Annotated in this window: 13 protein-coding genes; 7 read left to right on the forward strand and 6 right to left on the reverse strand. The window is 65.4% G+C overall.

Features of this window, described 5'->3' with window-relative positions; all coding sequences use genetic code 11:
- Positions 1 to 55: 55 nt before the first annotated feature.
- Positions 56 to 880 (reverse strand): crotonase/enoyl-CoA hydratase family protein, encoded by an 825-nt coding sequence (locus tag L3V85_RS20820; RefSeq protein WP_237674610.1) that lies wholly within the window; start codon positions 878 to 880, stop codon positions 56 to 58.
- Positions 881 to 969: 89 nt separating this feature from the next.
- Between L3V85_RS20820 and L3V85_RS20825 the strand changes: the two genes are divergently transcribed.
- A complete protein-coding gene (locus L3V85_RS20825) occupies positions 970 to 2,847 on the forward strand; it encodes a PhoX family protein (RefSeq protein WP_237674611.1) in 1,878 nt (625 codons plus the stop codon).
- A 31-nt stretch (positions 2,848 to 2,878) separates the two neighbouring features.
- Positions 2,879 to 3,268 carry a DUF488 domain-containing protein gene (locus tag L3V85_RS20830; RefSeq protein WP_237674612.1) on the forward strand — a complete coding sequence of 130 codons (390 nt, stop codon included), beginning with the start codon at positions 2,879 to 2,881 and terminating at the stop codon, positions 3,266 to 3,268.
- Positions 3,269 to 3,281: 13 nt separating this feature from the next.
- Here the strand turns inward: L3V85_RS20830 and L3V85_RS20835 are convergent, their stop codons facing one another.
- Positions 3,282 to 3,890: a glutathione S-transferase gene (locus tag L3V85_RS20835; protein ID WP_237674613.1), complete on the reverse strand. Its 609-nt coding sequence runs from the start codon at positions 3,888 to 3,890 to the stop codon at positions 3,282 to 3,284.
- Between the two features lie 123 nt (positions 3,891 to 4,013).
- On the opposite strand from L3V85_RS20835, the gene L3V85_RS20840 reads away from it, so the two are divergent.
- The gene (locus L3V85_RS20840; protein WP_237674614.1) at positions 4,014 to 4,472 is read left to right on the forward strand and encodes an Lrp/AsnC family transcriptional regulator; all 459 of its coding nucleotides are present in this window, start codon (positions 4,014 to 4,016) and stop codon (positions 4,470 to 4,472) included.
- A gap of 18 nt (positions 4,473 to 4,490) precedes the next feature.
- Here L3V85_RS20840 and L3V85_RS20845 read toward each other — a convergent pair whose 3' ends face one another.
- Entirely contained in the window at positions 4,491 to 5,393 is a 903-nt protein-coding gene (locus L3V85_RS20845; RefSeq protein WP_237674615.1) for an SDR family oxidoreductase, read from the reverse strand.
- A 170-nt stretch (positions 5,394 to 5,563) separates the two neighbouring features.
- On the opposite strand from L3V85_RS20845, the gene L3V85_RS20850 reads away from it, so the two are divergent.
- On the forward strand, positions 5,564 to 6,445 hold the full coding sequence (locus L3V85_RS20850; RefSeq protein ID WP_237674616.1) for a CoA transferase: 882 nt from the start codon (positions 5,564 to 5,566) through the stop codon (positions 6,443 to 6,445).
- Positions 6,446 to 6,460: 15 nt separating this feature from the next.
- On the opposite strand, the gene L3V85_RS20855 is transcribed toward L3V85_RS20850, so the two are convergent.
- A complete protein-coding gene (locus tag L3V85_RS20855; protein ID WP_237674617.1) occupies positions 6,461 to 7,366 on the reverse strand; it encodes a hypothetical protein in 906 nt (301 codons plus the stop codon).
- Between the two features lie 37 nt (positions 7,367 to 7,403).
- Entirely contained in the window at positions 7,404 to 8,309 is a 906-nt protein-coding gene (locus tag L3V85_RS20860; RefSeq protein ID WP_237674618.1) for a DMT family transporter, read from the reverse strand.
- 417 nt (positions 8,310 to 8,726) lie between these two features.
- On the opposite strand from L3V85_RS20860, the gene L3V85_RS20865 reads away from it, so the two are divergent.
- Together L3V85_RS20865 and L3V85_RS20870 are read left to right on the forward strand one after the other, a co-directional pair.
- Positions 8,727 to 10,694, forward strand: a complete 1,968-nt coding sequence (locus tag L3V85_RS20865) for an EAL domain-containing protein (RefSeq protein ID WP_237674619.1) — start codon at positions 8,727 to 8,729, stop codon at positions 10,692 to 10,694.
- Between the two features lie 93 nt (positions 10,695 to 10,787).
- On the forward strand, positions 10,788 to 11,795 hold the full coding sequence (locus L3V85_RS20870; RefSeq protein ID WP_237674620.1) for a GGDEF domain-containing protein: 1,008 nt from the start codon (positions 10,788 to 10,790) through the stop codon (positions 11,793 to 11,795).
- A gap of 66 nt (positions 11,796 to 11,861) precedes the next feature.
- On the opposite strand, the gene L3V85_RS20875 is transcribed toward L3V85_RS20870, so the two are convergent.
- Positions 11,862 to 14,243 carry a YgiQ family radical SAM protein gene (locus tag L3V85_RS20875; protein ID WP_237674621.1) on the reverse strand — a complete coding sequence of 794 codons (2,382 nt, stop codon included), beginning with the start codon at positions 14,241 to 14,243 and terminating at the stop codon, positions 11,862 to 11,864.
- Between the two features lie 156 nt (positions 14,244 to 14,399).
- Between L3V85_RS20875 and L3V85_RS20880 the strand changes: the two genes are divergently transcribed.
- Complete coding sequence (locus L3V85_RS20880) at positions 14,400 to 15,341, forward strand: bifunctional helix-turn-helix transcriptional regulator/GNAT family N-acetyltransferase (protein WP_237674622.1); 942 nt, start codon at positions 14,400 to 14,402, stop codon at positions 15,339 to 15,341.
- Positions 15,342 to 15,407: the final 66 nt, after the last annotated feature.

Raw genomic sequence — 15,407 nt, forward strand, 5'->3', positions numbered from 1 at the left:
GAAGGGAGGCGGCGACGTCGTTTCGCCTCGGCCCCCTGCCCCGGGGCCTACCGCGTCAGGCGGGCGCGTCGAAGCGCGGTGCGCGCCGTTCGATGTTGGCCTTCACGGCCTCTACCTGGTTGGGACTGCCGATCAGCGCCTGCTGCTCGACCGACTCGGCCATCAGCAGGTCGGCGGCGCTCTGCGATGCCGCGCCATTGAGCAGGCGCTTGCCCGCGCGAATCGCATCGGGGCTCTTGGCTGCGATCTCGTGCGCCATCTGCAGCGCCTCGGCCAGCGGGTCGGCCGAGAGCCGCGTGGCAAAGCCGATCTGCAACGCTTCCTCGCCCGAGAAGACGCGGCCAGTGAACGTGAGTTCGCGCACCACGTCGGCACGCGCCAGTTCGCGCATCAGCACCATGCCGGCCATGTCGGGCACGAGGCCCCACTTGATCTCCATCACCGAGAGCTTCGTTTCCGGCGCGACGATGCGGATGTCGGCGCCAAGCGCCACCTGCAGGCCGCCGCCGAAGGCCACGCCGTGCACCGCGGCAATCACCGGCACCGGCACTTCGCGCCACACCATCGCGACCTGCTGCGCCGCGTTGGCGATGCCGTGCGTGCGCGCCAGCAGGTCGGTGTCCGCGGCGCCCTCGCCCAGCACGCCGGCCGCGCCCTGCTGCATGCGTTCGAACGAGGCCATGTCCAGCCCCGCGCAGAACGCCTTGCCGCGCCCGGCAATGACCACGGCCCGCACCGCCTTGTCACCGCGCAGCGCTTCGCCGGCGGCGATCAGCGCGTCGAACATCGCGGGGTCGAGCGCGTTCATCTTGTCGGCGCGCGAGAGCTGCAGTTCCACCACGCCGTCGGCGTGGCGGGTCCATTCGATACGGTCGGTCATTCGATGTCTCCTGGGCGGTTCGGCGCGAGTATCGCCCGCCGCGGCGCTCGGCGATGATGGCGGCTGTCACCTACACAACACCTCTCGCCATGTCCCTGGACCGCCGCCGCTTTCTTCTTCAATCGGGCTCCGCCGCCGCCGTGGTGGCGCTGTTCGGCCAGGGCTGCGCGGCGCCTGCCGCCGACAAAGGCGCTGGCGGCGCACTGGGCTTCACCGGCGTGCCCGCCTCGCTGCGCGACGGCGTCGTCATACCGCCCGAATACGAGTGGCAGCTGCTTTACCCGTGGGGCACGCCCACGGGCATCACCGGCATCGGGGGCCGCATGCCGGCCTTCTCGCCCGACGCCTCCAACAGCGCCGACGACCAGGCCGCGCAGGCCGGCATGCATCACGACGGCATGCACTTCTTCGCCCTCGACGCGAGCGGCGATCGCGGCCTGCTGGTGATGAATCACGAATACACCGACGAGCAACTGCTGCACACCGACGGGGTCAAGCAATGGACACCCGAGAAGGTGCGCAAGTCGCTCCATGCGATGGGCGTGTCGGTCATCGAGATCCGCCGCACGCCCGAAGGCTGGCGGCAGGTGCTGCCCTCGCCCTTCGCGCGGCGCGTGCACGGCAACACGCCGATGCGCATCGCCGGCCCGGCCGCCGGCACACCGCTGATGCGCACCGCCGCCAACCCGGCCGGCGACGCGGTGTTCGGCACCTTCGCCAATTGCGCGATGGGCGTCACGCCCTGGGGCACCTACCTGACCTGCGAGGAAAACTTCCACGGCTACTTCGGCGGACCGAAGGAAGCCGCTTCGCGCATGACGGCGGCGCAGCGCCGCTACGGCACGGTGCCCGGCTCGCAGTGGGTCGAGTACTGGCGCTTCGACGAGCGCTTCGACCTGAGCCGGCACCCGAACGAGCCGCACCGCTTCGGCTGGGTGGTCGAGATCGATCCCTTCGACCCCACCGCCACGCCCATCAAGCGCACGGCCCTCGGCCGCAAGCGGCAGGAGAGTGCGACATGCACCGTCGCGAAGGACGGCCGCCTCGTGGTCTACATGGGCGACGACTCGCGCTTCGAATACATCTACAAGTTCGTCAGCCGCGACAAGGTGCGCCCCGGCACCGACGCCCAGGCGCGCGCCGCCAATCGCCACCTGCTCGACGAAGGCACGCTGTACGTGGCGCGCTACGACGCCGGGGGGCGCGGCCAGTGGCTGGAGCTCACGCATGGCCGCGGCGGCCTCGACGCGGCCGGTGGCTTCGCCGACCAGGCCGAAGTGCTGATCCACGCGCGCCTGGCCGGCGACGTGGTCGGCGGCACGAAGATGGACCGGCCCGAGTGGATCGCGGTGCATCCGCAGACCGGCGAGGTCTACGTCACCCTCACCAACAACAGCCAGCGCGGCGACGCCGGCAAGCCCGGCCCCGATGCCGCCAACCCGCGCGCCAACAACCTCTTCGGCGGCATCCTGCGGTGGCGCGAGGACGGCGGCGACGCCGCCGGCACCGGCTTCGCCTGGGACCACTTCGCGCTCGCCGGCGATCCGGCGCAGCCGGGCAGCGGCACGCGCTATCCCTCCGCTGAAGTCGACATGTTCGGCGCGCCCGACGGCCTGCACTTCGACCGGGGCGGGCTGCTTTGGATCCAGACCGACATGAGCGGCCAGGTGATCGGCAAGCCGCCCTACACCTCGCTCGGCAACAACCAGATGCTGTGCGCCGACCCGGCTTCCGGCCGCATCAAGCGCTTCCTGACCGGCCCGAACGGCTGCGAGATCACCGGCTGCGTGGTGACGCCCGACCGGCGCACGCTGTTCGTCAACATCCAGCACCCTGGTGAGGCGCGCGACGACGGCGACACCAAGCACAACAGCGCATGGCCCGATGGCACCGAGCCGGGCAGCGCCCGCCCGCGCTCGGCCACGCTGGCGATCCGGCGGCGCGACGGCGGCATCGTCGGCACCTGAGACAGCAGCAAACAGAAGAAAGGAAAGCCCCATGAGCATCCGCATCGTCCGCCTCGGCACCCCGCGCGCAGAAGGCGAAGGCCTGCGCGTCGGCACCGTGCGCCGCCCGCCGCGCGGCGTTCCGAAGGCCGAGTTCGCATCGCAGAACTGGTACGACGTGTGGTATCCCAACCTCGCGCCGTCCGTCGAGACCATGAAGCAGGCGCAGGAGGCGCAGACGCCCGCGCAATGGAACGCCTTCGTGCGCAAATTCAAGGCGGAGATGGCCGAGCCCGACGCGAGCCGCAGCCTCGACCTGCTGGCCGCGCTCTCGCACGGCACGGCCCTCGCGGTCGGCTGCTACTGCGAGGACGAGGCGCACTGCCACCGCTCGGTGCTGCGCGCGCTGCTGGCCGAGCGCGGCGCGGACATCGCGGACTGAGCGGCGCCGGTCTTCAGACCTGGGGCGCGCCGAGAAACACCGGCAGGCTTTCCACCCGCGCGGCGTAGGCCGACAGCATCGGAAAGCCGTCCGCCGCGATGACATCGGCCAGCATCAGCTGCGTGAAGGACCAAGCCACCGCTGTCGAGACGCCGGCCTGCGTCATCGCCCGCTCGTCGGCTGACAGCGGTGACGTCGCCAGCTCCTGCTCGAGCGCCGAATACGCCGCGACGAGCTGCCCGCGCACCCTGTCCACCCACGGCTGATGCAGCTTCTCGGCCGGCCGCAGGTTGTGCTCGTAGACGATCTGCACGGTCTTCTCGCAGCCCGCGAGCGCGAGCCCGGTGATGCGCAGGGCGCGCACCCGTTGCGCGAGCGCGGCGGGCATCAGGCTGCGGCCGCTCAGCGCTTCGGCGTAGTCGATGATGAGCGTCGAATCCATCAGCACCGTGCCGTCATCGCAGACCAGCGTGGGCGCCTTCACCACCGGGTTGATGCCGCGAAACTGCTCGAAGGTGCTGAACACCGAGACCGACCGGTGCTCGAAAGGCACGCCGAGCAGCCGCAGCGAGATGGCGGCGCGCCGCACGAAGGGTGAGTCGAGCATGCCGACGAGTTGCATGGGTTCTCCTGGAAAAGATGGCAGCCACCTTACCCGGCACGGCCCGCGCGGCGAAGTGCAATCCATCGAAAATCGCGGCCTCGAACCGATCGATCATCGGCGGCGCAACTTCCCCACACGCACATGAACATCGACAGGAAAGACCGGCAGATCCTCGAGGCGCTGCAGGCCGACGCGCGGCAGAGCCTGGCCGCGCTGGGCAAGCGCATCGGCCTGTCGCAGCCGGCCATGAGCGAGCGGGTGCGCAAGCTCGAAGAGGCGGGCGTGATCGAAGGCTACGGCGCCCGCGTCAACCTGCGCGCGCTGGGCGTGGGCCTGCAGGCCATCATCCGCATCGAGACCACGCATGCGGGCATCGCCAGCTACCTGAAGCTGTTCGAGGCCATGCCCGAAGTGCTGAGCGCCGACCGCGTGACCGGCGAAGACTGCTTCATCGTGCGCTGCGCGATCGCCGAGCCGGCGGACCTGGAGCGCGTGGTCGACGCGCTGGCGGTCGATGGCGCGGTGACCACGTCGCTGGTGCTGTCGAGCCCGGTCAACAAGCACGTCACCGTGCATGCGGCCAGGCCACCGAAGAAATAGGCGCGAAAAAGTAGCCGATCAGCGCTGCGCCTTGTCCTTCTGGTTCTGCGCCTCGATGCGTTCGCGCGCGGCCAGCCAGTCGGCGTCGCTCCATTGGCGCAGCTCGTAGAAGTTGCCGCCGGTGGCCAGCGCATTGCCGCCGTCCATCATGATGCTTTGGCCGGTGAGCCAGTCGCACTGGCCCGGCGCCATCAGGAAGGAAGCCAGGTTCTGCAACTCGCTCATGCGGCCGGTGCGGGCCATCGGGTTGCTCTGCTTGCTGCGCGCGCCGGGCTCCTCGCCAGGGTTCAGGCGCTTGCTCATGCCCTCGGTCGGAATCTCGCCGGGGCCGACGGCGTTCAGGCGAATGCCGTGGCGCGCCCACTCCACCGCGAGCGACTTGGTCATCACGTCGATGCCGGCCTTGCTCATGGCCGAGGGCACCACGTAAGGGCTTCCGTTGTCGACCCAGGTGACGATGATGCTCATCACGCTGCGGAAGGCATCGCCCTGCTTCCACTGGCCCGACTTGGCCTGCGCCACCCAGCGCTTGCCCACGGCCTGCGTCACGTAGAAGCTGCCGTGGAACACGATGTTGGCCACCGCGTCGAAGGCGCGCGGCGAGAGGTTCTCGGTCGGCGAGACGAAGTTGCCCGCCGCGTTGTTGACCAGGCCGGTGAGCCCGCCGCTCTGGAACAGGCTCTCGACCATCTCGTCGACCTGCTGCGCGATGCGGATGTCCACGCCGAAGGTGTCGATGCGCCGGCCCGGGAACTGCTGGCGCCATTCGGCCGCCGTTTCCTCGCAGACCGACTGGCGCCGCCCGCAGATGGCGACGTCGGCGCCCAGGCTCAGGAAGCGCTCGGCCATCGCGCGGCCCAGGCCGGTGCCACCGCCGGTCACGAGGATGCGCTGGCCGCTCATGAGGAAAGCTTCAAACATGGTTCGTCTCCTGTCGTTTGCTTGTGGTTGAGGCGGCGCGGCAAGGAAGGTGGCCGCCAGCGGCACATGCTACGCGCGAGGCCGCATCCCGGCTTGCGGGAAGTGGCTCCCTGGGCGGCTCGCGGGCCGGGTGAGAATGTGCCAAACGAGTTTCCTGGAGACAACACCCGATGCCGAATTCCACAAGCCCCTCCGACGATCACGCCGCACCGCTGGAGGGCGTGCGCGTGCTGAGCCTCGCGCTGAACCTGCCCGGCCCGGCCGCGCTGCTTCGCTGCCGCGGCATGGGCGCAGCCTGCCTCAAGCTGGAGCCACCCGGCGGCGATCCGATGGCGCTGTACAACCGGCCGGCCTATGCGGCGCTGCACGAGGGCATCGAGATTCGCGCCGTCGACCTGAAGAGCGAAGCCGGCCAACAGCAGCTGCATACCGAACTCGCGTCGACCGACGTGCTGCTGACCTCGTTCCGCCCCTCGGCACTGGCCAAGCTCGGTCTCGACTGGCCGGCGCTGCATGGGCGCTATCCGGGGCTGTCGCAGGTGGCCATCGTCGGCGCCCCGGGCGAACGCGCCGAAGAGCCGGGTCACGACCTGACCTACCTCGCGGAAAGCGGACTCGTCACCGGCACCGATCTGCCACCCACGCTCTACGCCGACATGGGCGGCGCCCTGCTCGCGAGCGAAGCAGTGCTCAAGGCCATGCTGCTGCGCTCACGCAAGGCGGACGGCGTGTACCTCGAAGTCGCCCTGAACGCATCGGCCGACTGGCTCGCCCTGCCCCGCACCTGGGGCCTGACGCAGCCTTCGGGCGCTGTAGGCGGCGCGCATGCGGGCTACCGGGTCTACCCTTGCGCCGACGGCCGCGTGGCCGTGGCCGCGCTGGAGCCGCATTTCGCGGCCCGGCTCTGCGAGGCTGCCGAGATCGCCTCGCGCGACATGATGGCGCCGGCCACGCACGAGGCGCTGGCCAGCTGGCTGGCGACGCGCACCCGCGCCGAACTCGAAGCCATGGGCCGCGAGCGCGACGTGCCGCTGCTCACGCTGGCCGATTGATCCTGCCGATGAGATTCAGCGCGTCGCCACGCCGTCGCGCTGCCGGTCTTCTCGCTTGAGCGCGAGGTAGGTGTCCAGGTCGACCTCGTGCAGTTGGCGCGGGTACTGCTCGGCTGCTGCGAACCAACGGCGCTGGCGCCGGTCGGCCTGGTCGGCGCCGGGCGCCGCGAGGTAGGCGTCCAGCGTGAGGAAGTAGCGCATCGCATTGCGCTCCACCAGCCCGCGCAGGCCGCGGATGTAGTCGGGCTGGCCTTCCGGCGTCTTGCCGAGCACAGTGAAGCCCACCTTGTCGCTGCCGAAAGTCGCGAGGTAAGCCGTGGTGCCCAGCCGGACCATCGCGTTGTGGTCGTAGCTGTAGCTGAAGTGCAGGAAGCTCTTCTGCTCGTCCAGCGCCAGGGCCTCGAGCCTGACCCTGTAGTTGCTGGTGCCCAGAGGCCCGCTCTCGGCCGACAGTTCGACCGACAGATGCTCGGGCGAGGCCCCGACGACGCGGTAGACGAACGGCAACTCGAAGGCCTGGTCGATGGGCTTGTCGTAGCGCCGCACCACGTAGAGCGTGAGCGTGTCGCGCCCTTGCGCCCCGCCGGCCACCGTGCAGCGCCGGTTGTTGATGTGCAGGGTCAGCACGTCGCACCAATGGGCCGATCCCTTGAGCGTGCTGCTGATCTCCGACAGCGGGTGATCGACCACGGCATAGACGTCGCCCTGCAGGCCGTCGGCCGTCTCCATCGAATCGATCTGCACCGGACGCCCGAAGCTGCTGTGGTCGAGCTTGTCGCTCATCCGCTGGTGGGTGGCGCGCAGCGTCTGGGCGGCTGGCGGTTCGGGCGGAGCGGCAAGCCCCGCCGTCGAAGCCACGATCAGCAGCGCGCCCGCGAGGGAGCGCAACCACGGAACCGGCAGGCGGGGCGAACTGCTCATGGGGCCACACCATACAACGGAAGACCTCCCCGTGCGCTCAGTCGGTCTGTGCGGACTCGCCGCGCCGCGCCAGCAGCAACATCGCGCCCGCGAGCAACAAGGCACCGGCCCATTGGCGCGGTGCCATCGGCTCCGCGAGCAACGCGGCGGCCAGCAAGGCGGCCACCAGCGGCTCGATCAGCGTACCGATCACCGCCGAGGTCGGCGACAGGCGACGCGCGCCCCAGGCAAAGGCCAGGTAGGCCACCGAGGTCGTCACCACGCCGGTGTAGCCCACGCCGAGCCACTGCGCACCGCCGGCAGGCCAGGTGATGCCACGCGGCCATGCGACGGCCAGCATGCACAACGCCGCGACCGTCATGCCCCAGGCCGAAGCCGTGACGGCCGGCACCCGCGCCGGCATGCGCGCATTGCCCAGCACCACCATCGCGTAGCAGAAGGCCGAGGCCAGAGACCAGGCCACGCCGGCCGCATGCCCCGGCGCGAGCGGTCCCCATCCGTCCGCCGGCATCACCAGCAGAAACACCCCTGCAAGCGCCAGCAGCAGGCCCGCGAGCAGGCGCGCACCGAAGCGCTCGTAGCCGCGCAGCACCGACACCAGCGCGACGATCAGCGGCGCGCAACAGATCGAAATCACGGTCGGCAGCGCGGCACCGAGGTGGGAAATGCCGACGAACCAGCAGCTCACGTTGAGCGCCATCGCGGCACCCGTGGCCAGCACCTGGAAGCGCTCGCGGCCCGCCAGATCGGCCCAGTGCCCACCCGGCCTCGCCGAGCCTCGCCAGTGCAGCCACCACAGCAGCGGCAGGCCCAGCGCGAAACGCGCGAGCGACAGGCTCTGCGGCGCGATGCCGCCATCGATCAGGAATTGCGCCACCAGCGCACCGCCGCCCCACAGCGCACCAGCCAGCAACACGCCGCCCCAGGCCAGGGCGGCAGACATTCTTGCGTTCATTGTTGAAAGTTCTCCATGACGCCCGCCATGGCCGATCGGCTGCGATCGGAAGGCGGGCGTGACCATTCATGCCGCGTCCGGCCTTATGGCGGACAGCGGCGACCACTTGCGGATCTGAGCGCGGCGCTAGAAGGCGCGCGCGTCAGTTGCGGGTCGATGGAGGGGGCGAACGGTACGAAGCCATGGCGCGCATCTTAGGTGCTGAGTCGCGCTGGCCGTTCTTCCGCAGTGAAAACGACTTGAGCGACAAATGTCGGATGGGCAGGCGATCGTCAAGTTGAAAGACTACTGATTGGTGCGTCTCGACTGCGGCCTCGGCATCGCTTCCAAAGCGATGGCGTAAGCACTGTCAAGAAGGCTCGTTTCAGTCTGCGGTCAACCGGTTTTGCTTGGGAGGACGACGTAGTGCAGGAATTCTTTATTGCTGCGTGGCGGGCTGAGTTCGCAAATTACCCCCTGCTCATCCTTCAGGCAGCCGCCCTGCTCGGGATATTGAGCATTGCCTTGCTTCTCTCCAGGACGCCGACCGAGAGATTTGAATCCAGAACACTTCTTTATGGCTGCATCTTCGGAGCCACCAGCTTTTCGCTGATCGCCCTGGCCAGTCAATTCTTCAATCTTCCTTCCAAGCCCTATCTTTCGTCCGATCTGCTCTTCCTGGGAGGCCTTTTGGGCGGATGGAAAGGAGGGGCCATCACGTTGGCAATGACCATTTTGGGGCGCCTGATATTTGGCGGTGTCAATCAAGTGGAGGCTTTTTTACTCGACATGTCGATAACGGCAGCGGGCGGTGTTGCTGCTCATTTGATTTATCGAAAAAAAGCAATCAAAGATTTTGGGTGGAGCGATGTGCTGAAAATATGGGGCACTCGCATGGCGTGCTCACTTTTTTCGAGCGCAATCATTTTTGCACTGGAATTGGTGCCTCCAAAAATAAGCATACATGTCACCACCCTGCAAATATTCGGATTCAGCACCTCGCTATTCATTCTGGGCAGCGTGATCGCCTTGCTTCGTTCCGATGCGCTGGTCAGGGAATCCTATTTTCAGCGCATGCAGATGTATCGCACCGATCTTCTGAGTGGATTGCCCAACAGGAGAGCGCTCAGCGAATACCTCGAGATACTGCTCAAGCGAGACCAGACGCAACATGTGCTTCTCACATTCGAGGTCGGAAATCTCAAGGAAATGGTCCGCACCTTGGGCCATGACTGGACGGATAAATTCTGGGGTCACCTGGCGCGTGAGTTGATGAGGCAAGAAAGCCTCAAACTGACATCCAATGGAAAATCAAAATGTTTTCAACTATCCGATCTGGCGCTGGCCTTCGTAGTCAAGGAAACTTCCGTCAAGCAGATCGAGAATTCCCAGCTCATGCCTCGGCTGTATGCCGACATCACGGAGCACCTGCAAGTCGCCGGGGGGCCTTACTCAAGTGCGCAACTGCGCTGCGGCATCACCAACGTAAGAATGGCTGGTGAGACCAACTCCTCGTCTGTTCTGAGAAACATCAGCCTGGCGCTTCAGAGCAGCAATCAGCAGATCAGATATTTTCATGACTCCTTTTCTGCCCAGGCCGACAGGGATGCCGATGTTCATGAACTGATGATCGGCTGGATACGCACCGTCAATCCGCCGATGAGCTATCAGCCAAAGTTCGACCTGGAGACCCGGCAGATTTGCGGCGCCGAGGCACTTTTAAGAGCCAATTCCGCGGAAGGAATTTCTCTCTCGCCTCTTTATGTTCTGGATGTCGCAACCCGATACCAATTGCTGCTGAAGCTGGAGTGGTGCATCGTCGAAATGGTGATCCGTGAAATCGCCAACTGCATGGCCAGCGGTTTTCATATGCCGTTGTCCGTCAACATATCGGCGGCATCCATCACCGTTCCGGGTTTGGGGGAGCGAATACTGGACCGCCTGAGCCGCTACTCTGTGCCATTCGAATTGCTATCTATAGAGATCACCGAATCCGGTCATGTGCCGGACATGGACACAGTGAGGGAAAACGTTCACAGGTTGCATTCGGCAGGCGTCGGGTTGTCGCTTGATGATTTTGGAGCCGGGTACTCCACACTCACCACGCTGGCAAAAATTCCCTTCAACGAAGTGAAAATTGACTATGCAATGGTTTCAATGATCGAGCAGCCGCGCATGAACAAAGCGATTGGCTTGGCTTTGGAGAGCGCGACGAGGTATGGCGCAACGCTCGTTGCGGAAGGTGTCGAAACCGAGGCTCAGTTGGCCATATTGATCGATATGGGTATCAAATTTGGCCAAGGCTTTCTTCTTTCCAAAGCTGTACCCATGGATGATTTGATTGAGCTGGCAAGGCGAGAGAGGGGCGAACGGCTGTATGGAGATCTGGAGTAGCTGTCAATTCGGTGAATCTGCAAACTCCTCAAAAAATAGCTTCTTCGCAATTCATTCGCTTATTGCGCTACCTGCCTTGCCATCGTGTCGATCATGAAAATTGAAGAAGTGCGCGTGAATGAATTCAGAAAGCTGATCAAGCCGCTGTCGCTTGGCATGCAGCTGGGCGGAGTCTTTTTCGTCGCGATGTCGTGGCTGCTTGCCGACGACTCTTATAAATACGACATTCGACAGATTTTACTTCTTTTGGCCTTGACCATGATCTCAATCGGTGCCAGCTGGAAAATACCGTTTTTCTCTCTATTCTCCATTACGACCGTCTGGCTGATATGCCTGGAATTTGTCTTGCTGGCGGCGCCAAGCGCCAATCGAGATTATTGGATGACGGCATTGAGCATTGGAATATCTTTGGCGGTGGCCCCGGTTTTTTCTCGAATCAGCGAATACGTCATCGTCTCCATCGGAGTTTGGCTCATCTTCGGTAGAGGCTCACTGATGGACGCTCCGTTCGGCGGAGACACCAAGTGGTCATGGCTTCTGATATCGGCGGTGATCCTGGTTGGCATATTCTTGAATGCGCTCTTCGCGCGGATACACCGTCAAAGCATCTTGCTTCGCAACAAGCTCGTGGATCTGGCTTTTACCGATGCCCTGACTGGAATCGATAATCGCAGAAAATTTTTGAGTGATGTCGATAAAGCCCAAGGATCGCAAGACATGAATTCCGCCTGTCTCCTCATGATCGACATCGACAATTTCAAGCGCATCAATGACGAATTCGGCCACCCTTTGGGAGACGAAGTGCTTCAGCAGGTGGCTCAAACCATTCGCCAATCCGTTCCGGATGAGCCGTGCGGGCGACTCGGAGGCGAGGAGTTCGGGGTTTTTCTCACTCAGGGAGGAGAAGAGCGAGCGACCAAAATCGCAGATCAGCTATTGATCGAAATACGGGAACTGAACGTGATCGGTAGAAAAATCACCGCCAGCGTCGGAATTTCGAGAATGAATGAAAAACAATCATTTTCCGAGCTGATGAAAAATGCCGATGAGGCGTTGTATATCGCAAAAAGCCTCGGCAAAGATCGCTTTGCGATCTTTTAATTTTTCATTCGACGCAGCATGTTCCGCCACCTGCGCCAGATGGCAGAGACAGCCCAAGCCAGCGCCTCAGCGCGGCTTGCGAATGCTGCCCCGCACCGGGCCAGCGGATTTGCGCGAAGGCGGCCCTGAGCCGTTGTCGCGCGGCGGCAGGCCGGTGTGCTGCGTGAGGATGCGGCCCTTCGATGGCTTCACCGGTGCCAGCTTGACCGGTGCGGCCGTCGAATTCTTGCGCCGCGCGCTCGTGTAGCCGCCGTCGGTCAGCGGCTGCCAGGTCGGGATGAGGTGATGCTTGCCGTTGCCGATCAAATCGGCGCGGCCCATCGACTTCAGCGCCTCGCGCAGCAACGGCCAGTTGTTGGCGTCGTGATAACGCAGGAAGGCCTTGTGCAGGCGGCGGCGCTTGTCGCCGCGCACGATGTCCACCGTCTCGCTCTCGCGCGTGATCTTGCGCAGCGGGTTCTTGTTGGTGTGATACATCGTCGTCGCGGTGGCCATGGGCGACGGGTAGAAGGTCTGCACCTGGTCGGCGCGGAAACCGTTCTTCTTGAGCCAGATGGCGAGGTTCATCATGTCCTCGTCGCTGGTGCCCGGATGCGCGGCAATGAAGTACGGAATGAGGTACTGCTTCTTGCCCGCCTCCGCCGAGTACTTCTCGAACATCTGCTTGAACTTGTCGTAGCTGCCGATGCCGGGCTTCATCATCTTGGTGAGCGGGCCCTGCTCGGTGTGCTCGGGCGCGATCTTCAGGTAGCCACCGACATGGTGCTGCACCAACTCCTTCACGTACTCGGGCGACTGCACCGCCAGGTCGTAGCGCAGGCCGGAACCGATGAGGATCTTCTTGATGCCCCGCAGCGCTCGGGCGCGGCGGTAGATCTTGATCAGCGGATCGTGGTTGGTGCCCAGGTTCGGGCAGATGCCGGGGTACACGCAGCTGGGCTTGCGGCACGCCGCCTCGATCTCGGGGCTCTTGCAGCCCAGGCGGTACATGTTGGCGGTCGGGCCGCCAAGGTCGGAGATGGTGCCGGTGAAGCCGTTCACCGAATCGCGGATGGCCTCGACCTCCTTGATGATCGAGTCTTCCGAGCGGCTCTGGATGATGCGCCCCTCGTGCTCGGTGATCGAGCAGAAGGTGCAGCCGCCGAAGCAGCCGCGCATGATGTTCACGCTGAAGCGGATCATTTCCCACGCGGGGATCTTGGTCGCGCCGTCGTGGCTGCCGTTCTCGTCGGCGTAGCGCGGATGCGGGCTGCGGGCGTACGGCAGGTCGAACACGTAGTCCATCTCGGCCGTGGTGAGCGGAATGGGCGGCGGGTTGATCCACACGTCGCGCGCCGTGGCGCCCTCGCCGTGCGCCTGCACCAGCGCGCGGGCGTTGCCGGGGTTGGTTTCCAGGTGCAGCACACGGTTGGCGTGGGCGTAGAGCACCGGGTCGCTGCGCACCTGCTCGTAGGCCGGCAGGCGGATCACGGAACGGTCGCGCGGCGGCACGCTGATCTTGCCGCGCGGCTGCAGCGCGGGGTTCGGCACGAAGTTCAGCGGCTTGATGGCCGGGTTGACGACCGAGCCACCGGCCGGGCCGGCGGCCTCCGCGGCCTTGGCCACGGCCTGGGCCTCGTCTTCCTTGGCGCAGGTGGCGCCGTTGGCCTTGGCCTGCTCGGACACCATCAGGTAGGGGTTGACGTGCGCCTCGACGCGGCCGGGCTCGTCGACGCTGGTGGAGTTGATCTCGAACCAGCCTTCGGGCGTTTCGCGCCGCACGAAGGCGGTGCCGCGCACGTCGATGATCTGCTGCACCGGCTCCTTGGCGGCCAGGCGGTGCGCGATTTCGACGATGGCGCGCTCGGCGTTGCCGTACAGCAGCAGGTCGCACTTGGCGTCGACCACGATGGAGCGGCGCACCTTGTCCGACCAGTAGTCGTAGTGGGCGATGCGGCGCAGGCTGCCTTCGATGCCGCCGAGGATGATCGGCACGTCGTTCCAGGCTTCCTTGCAGCGCTGCGAATACACGATGGCCGCGCGGTCGGGGCGCGAGCCGCCGACGTCGCCGGGGGTGTAGGCGTCGTCGCTGCGGATCTTGCGATCGGCCGTGTAGCGGTTGATCATCGAATCCATGTTGCCGGCGGTCACGCCGAAGAACAGGTTCGGCTTGCCCAGCACCTTGAAGGGCTCGGCGCTCTGCCAGTCGGGCTGGGCGATGATGCCCACGCGGAAGCCCTGCGCCTCGAGCATGCGGCCGATCACCGACATGCCGAAGCTGGGGTGGTCGACATAGGCGTCGCCCGTGACCACGATGATGTCGCAGCTGTCCCAGCCGAGCGCGTCCATTTCCTTGCGCGAGGTCGGCAGGAACTTGGCCGTGCCGAAACGGGCCGCCCAGTACTTGCGGTAGCTGTTCAGCGGCTTGGCGGCGCGCGCGAAAAAGGAGACGTCGACGGGGGCGTTCATCGGTGGGGGCAGTCGGCGCCGTGAGGGCGCCGTTGTGGGCAACCCTCGATTTTAGGGTTTTCCATCCCCTCTGTCGCGGCAAACATCCTGTGACCGCTCCCTAAAGAGGACATCAATTGATTGCTAAAGTCAATCAATTTAATGACAATGGCAAGCATGTCATCCACCTTCCCCACTGCGGATCCCGCTGCCGTCAAGGCGATCCGTCAGTTCAACCGCTTCTACACGCGCCGTATCGGCGCCCTCGATCCGTACCTCGGCAGCCCCATGTCGCTGACCGACGTGCGCGTGCTGTACGAGCTGGCCCACCGTGAAACCGTGGTCGCGAGCGAGATCGGCCGCGACCTGGGCCTTGACGCGGGCTACATGAGCCGCATCCTGCGCCGCTTCGAGACCGAAGGCTGGCTCACCCGCGAGCCCCATCCGCGCGATGCCCGCCAGAGCGTGCTGCGCCTGACCGAAGCCGGCCACGCCGCATTCGCGCCGCTGCAACAAAGGTCGCGCGAGGAAGCCTCCGCCCTGCTCGAAACGCTCGCGCCGTCGCAGCGCCAGCAACTGGTGCAGGCCATGGGCACGATGCAGTCGCTGCTCGACCCCGATGCCGCGCCGGCCAAGCCTCAGGCCGCCATCCTGCGCGACCCCGCGCCCGGCGACATCGGCTGGGTGGTGCAGCAGCACGGCGAGATCTATGCGCGCGAATACGGCTGGAACAGCAAATTCGAGGCGCTGGTCGCCGGCATCGCGAGCGAGTTCCTGCTCAAGTTCCAGCCCGAATGGGAGCGCTGCTGGATCGCCGAACTCAATGGCGAGCGCGTGGGCGCGATCTTCGTGGTGCGCAAGTCGGCCACGGTGGCGCAGCTGCGGATGCTGATCCTCACGCCAGCGGCGCGCGGTCTTGGGCTGGGCGGCAAGCTGGTCGACGAATGCATCGCCTTCGCGCGGCTGAAGGGCTACAAGAAGATGGTGTTGTGGACCAACAGCTGCCTGGTGGCTGCGCGCGGCATCTATGCCAAGCGCGGCTTTCATCTCACGCAGTCGGAGCCGCACGAGGGCTATGGCTCGCCGCAGGTGGGAGAGACCTGGGAACTGAAGCTGTAGTTGGATGGTCTTGCTCCTTCCCCCGCTGGGGGAAGGCTGGGATGGCGGCAAGCGGCATTGACGCCG

It is taken from the genome of Variovorax paradoxus, assembly GCF_022009635.1.
Taxonomy (GTDB): domain Bacteria; phylum Pseudomonadota; class Gammaproteobacteria; order Burkholderiales; family Burkholderiaceae_C; genus Variovorax.